A 705-nucleotide genomic window follows, 5' to 3' on the forward strand; every position below is an offset into this window, starting at 1 on the left:
TTTGACCTCTCTTGCGAGATGGTCGCCATTTCGGTTTTCAAAGACTTGTAAGGTCTCTCACCTTACGCGTTATGCCGTAATGTGAATGATTCTTCGGTGCAAATCTTTCGATTTGCGCCTAGAGAATGATTCGTCATTACTTGAATTCAAAGTTTGAATTCGTGTTGACGCAATCAAAATCGTTGCTGGTGGCACGGTGCATTTTTCATGCTTTCCACCAGCAACGCTGATTTTCGACTCTATGAATTTTTAAAGAACAGCCTATTGATCGGATCGATCAATACAAAAGCAGTCTTGCAAAGACTGCTTTTGTATTGAACTCTCATGTGCCGAGCCAATGATTGTAGCACCTTTGGGCGCTATCTTTTTTCATTGGTGGAGGATGACGGGATCGAACCGACGACCCCCTGCTTGCAAAGCAGGTGCTCTCCCAGCTGAGCTAATCCCCCGGGATCCTCTTGCACTGGCATCGGAACCTAATGGTGGGTCTAGTTGGGCTCGAACCAACGACCCCTGCGTTATCAACACAGTGCTCTAACCAGCTGAGCTACAGACCCATTCCATGCAGCTCGCTTCACTCAGCGAGCCACCTGGCTTGTTCCAACAACCGATAAGTGTGGACGTTCAAACTTGATTGCTTGTTTCCAGAAAGGAGGTGATCCAGCCGCACCTTCCGATACGGCTACCTTGTTACGACTTCACCCC

General features: G+C 48.1%; 2 tRNA genes and 1 rRNA gene. All 3 read right to left on the reverse strand.

Annotation, left to right across the window (positions count from 1 at the left end):
* Positions 1 to 373: 373 nt before the first annotated feature.
* Positions 374 to 449, reverse strand: a tRNA-Ala gene (locus KW830_RS21110).
* 31 nt (positions 450 to 480) lie between these two features.
* Positions 481 to 557: transfer RNA gene (locus KW830_RS21115), tRNA-Ile, on the reverse strand.
* 91 nt (positions 558 to 648) lie between these two features.
* Positions 649 to 705: ribosomal RNA gene (locus KW830_RS21120) — 16S ribosomal RNA — on the reverse strand; the annotation flags it as partial.

Source organism: Comamonas sp. CMM03 (assembly GCF_019218715.1).
Classification (GTDB): Bacteria; Pseudomonadota; Gammaproteobacteria; order Burkholderiales; family Burkholderiaceae_C; genus Comamonas; species Comamonas terrigena.